Raw genomic sequence first — 2562 nt, forward strand, 5'->3', positions numbered from 1 at the left:
TAAGGATATTAACGATTTGATTATCAGTAAAGCGTGTCTTTTTCATAGGATTCTCCTGCTGGTATATTTTAGCAGTTAATCTCTATTTCTAAGTGTTCTTATTTATTGGGGGGATTACCATATCCGCAAAGCCCATAATCATCGCTGGAGCCGCCTCTGCTGCCTCTGGGATCTGTAACAAATCCAGCAATGGCACTAACGGTGTAGACAACCATTTAAACACAGGCGTATATTCGGCTAAGCCCAGACCAATCGTACCAATTGCGAAAATCACGGGGATTAGCCCAAAATAGATATCGAATAAATTCTTTACACTACGTTTGAACACTTGACCCAGACTTGGCATTGAGTGCGCGCGCGTCACAGCACGATTGACCGCCCATTGGTAGGTCGTGTACTGAGCAGGAATCCCTTCATCGAGCATGCTTTTTCCAGAATGATAGGTGTCAGGCTTTAAGGAAAGTGGCGGTATACGTGGCATAATAATCGCGGCGATAAAGCCTGTTAAAGCAATGGTCAGATAAAAATAAACAAAGTTATCATCCACGCCGATGGTTTTGGCGACGACGTAAGTAAAAGCGATAGAAGTCACCGAAAAAGTCGTCGCGATAATCGCCGCTTCACGCTGGCTATAGTAGCTTTTATCATACTCCTGCATGGTCACCAGTAGACCGATAGAAGCCGCGCCAAACCAAGAGGACATCGCATCTACCGCTGAGCGTCCTGGCAACTTAAACAGTTTGACAAATATTTTGCTCGCCAGTGTGCCCAAAAACTCCATCAAACCAAAATCTGTCAAAAACGGCAACGATAAAATGGCGAAGAAAAACAAAGGAATCAAAATCGGAATCAAATCTTCAAAAATAACGCCGCCGGTATTACGGTTAATAATAAATTCAGGGCCGACTTGCAGATAAATCATCCAGACAAACACCATCCCTAACAATCGGGCAGTGAGCCAAAACCAATCAACATCGAAGAGTTTTTTGACCATAGAGTCTTCATGCAGGTTGGGCTTTAACACCTTCACAGCCAACGCCCCAAGAAAGGAAGTCGTCACGATTGCCATTGCCACATAAACGACAGAACCGCCCAGCAAAGCTTGCAAAGCGTCCGTTAACACACCCAATAAAATCGTAACCTTTCCGTCCCATTGAAACGGAATAATAAATAGTGCAATGCCCAATGCTGAAAACAATAAAAACTTCCACATTGACGCACGCCACTGCTCTCCTTGCGGTGTTTCTGAATCGACAACATCATTTCCTAATATCGGTTGCTGCGACTTATCGAGATAATTCGTCATTTAATTCCTCCTTGATGGGCGACGATCGCCAATTTTTCCATTTTGCTGTCTGACCAATGCCTGGATTTAGCGAATTGGTTGGATCTAGTTTTTTATAAAAAGTATGTAGTGCAGGTTTTGCGGTATAGACATGACCCACATTATGTTCAGCAGGGTACTCTATACGACGTCGATCATAAAACGCCAATAGCTCATCCTTAAATTTTTTTGCATCCACTTCAGGGTATAACAGATAATCTTGGTGCATGACATGGCAAAAAAAGTGCCCTAAATAAAAGGTTTTACTGACCTGCTTTTGTAAGTTAATAGGTAGCACTTCATCCCAATCTACGGCATTTCTTGGTAAGGCAATGTCGGTAGATAATAGCTCGCCAAACCTTGTGTGGTTAAGATTGTGATAACGAAACATGGCAGCAGTTGCCGCACTACGAAACACCAATAATGCTTGGGATTCTGCTGCTGTACAAAGATGTACGACGCCTTGATGCTGCTGCATATGGGACTTTAGAAATACTTGAGCGGCGGCAATATGACCATGACTGCCGTTATCATTGCTATTATCATCGTCCGTATTATTGCCATCCGCGACTTTAATGATTAAATGATAACGATAGGAGCACGCCTGCTCAGCCAAAGAATTGGGTAATGACGGCGGCATAAAAACACCAGTCATTTGTAGCAGCCGATCTGGTAAAGTCTGAGGCAGTCGCCATTTATCCAAATAATAGCCAATCTTGGCTTGTAACCGATACAATGCTCCTATCTTACTGGCTGGCAGTTTTCGCATACTTAAGCAAGTATCGCGGCCATAGCGCATGGTAATATCGTTGTAATCTTGATGCATATATTCTGCCAAAATAGGCAGGTTTAGCTCGCTTTTTAGCCACTGTTGCCTGAGTGTGGTCAAAGTATTGGCGTCATTAGTCGAGATATAGAATGTTTGCTCTTGAGTCGGTTTGGCAAATGTCGCGACTCGAACCGCAAAGACGATGACTTTGCCTGCTGAACCCGAAGCTTCATATAATCCGTTAGGATCATTATTGAATCTGGCAGGCGTGTCTGCTTCGCAATCGCGAACTTTATGTTGATAATGGTGGTTTGTACAGGATTTACTGCTGATACTATTTGGATTTTTATTAAATAGACCTCTTGCAAAAGTAGCAGAGGGTTTTACAATAACTAATACATTCACAACTAGCTAAGAACCATGCCAAACATAGATAAGCTACTCGAACAAAATAACGCAGGCTTCAAAC

At 42.9% G+C, this 2562-nt stretch carries 2 protein-coding genes; both read right to left on the reverse strand.

Annotated features, from left to right (window positions below; genetic code table 11):
* Positions 1-88: 88 nt before the first annotated feature.
* Positions 89-1306 carry a YjiH family protein gene (locus tag ACP69U_RS13755; RefSeq protein WP_426138834.1) on the reverse strand — a complete coding sequence of 406 codons (1218 nt, stop codon included), beginning with the start codon at positions 1304-1306 and terminating at the stop codon, positions 89-91.
* Positions 1287-2498: a hypothetical protein gene (locus ACP69U_RS13760; protein ID WP_426138835.1), complete on the reverse strand. Its 1212-nt coding sequence runs from the start codon at positions 2496-2498 to the stop codon at positions 1287-1289. The genes ACP69U_RS13755 and ACP69U_RS13760 overlap by 20 nt, the downstream gene beginning before the upstream one ends.
* Positions 2499-2562 lie beyond the last annotated feature (64 nt).

The organism is Psychrobacter sp. TWR1-1-1 (assembly GCF_049895865.1).
Classification (GTDB): domain Bacteria; phylum Pseudomonadota; class Gammaproteobacteria; order Pseudomonadales; family Moraxellaceae; genus Psychrobacter; species Psychrobacter immobilis_A.

Excerpts from the sequence above, each read along its gene's own strand:
- ACP69U_RS13755 (WP_426138834.1), bottom strand. The coding sequence starts at position 1,306 with ATGACGAATTATCTCGATAAGTCGCAGCAACCGATATTAGGAAATGAT.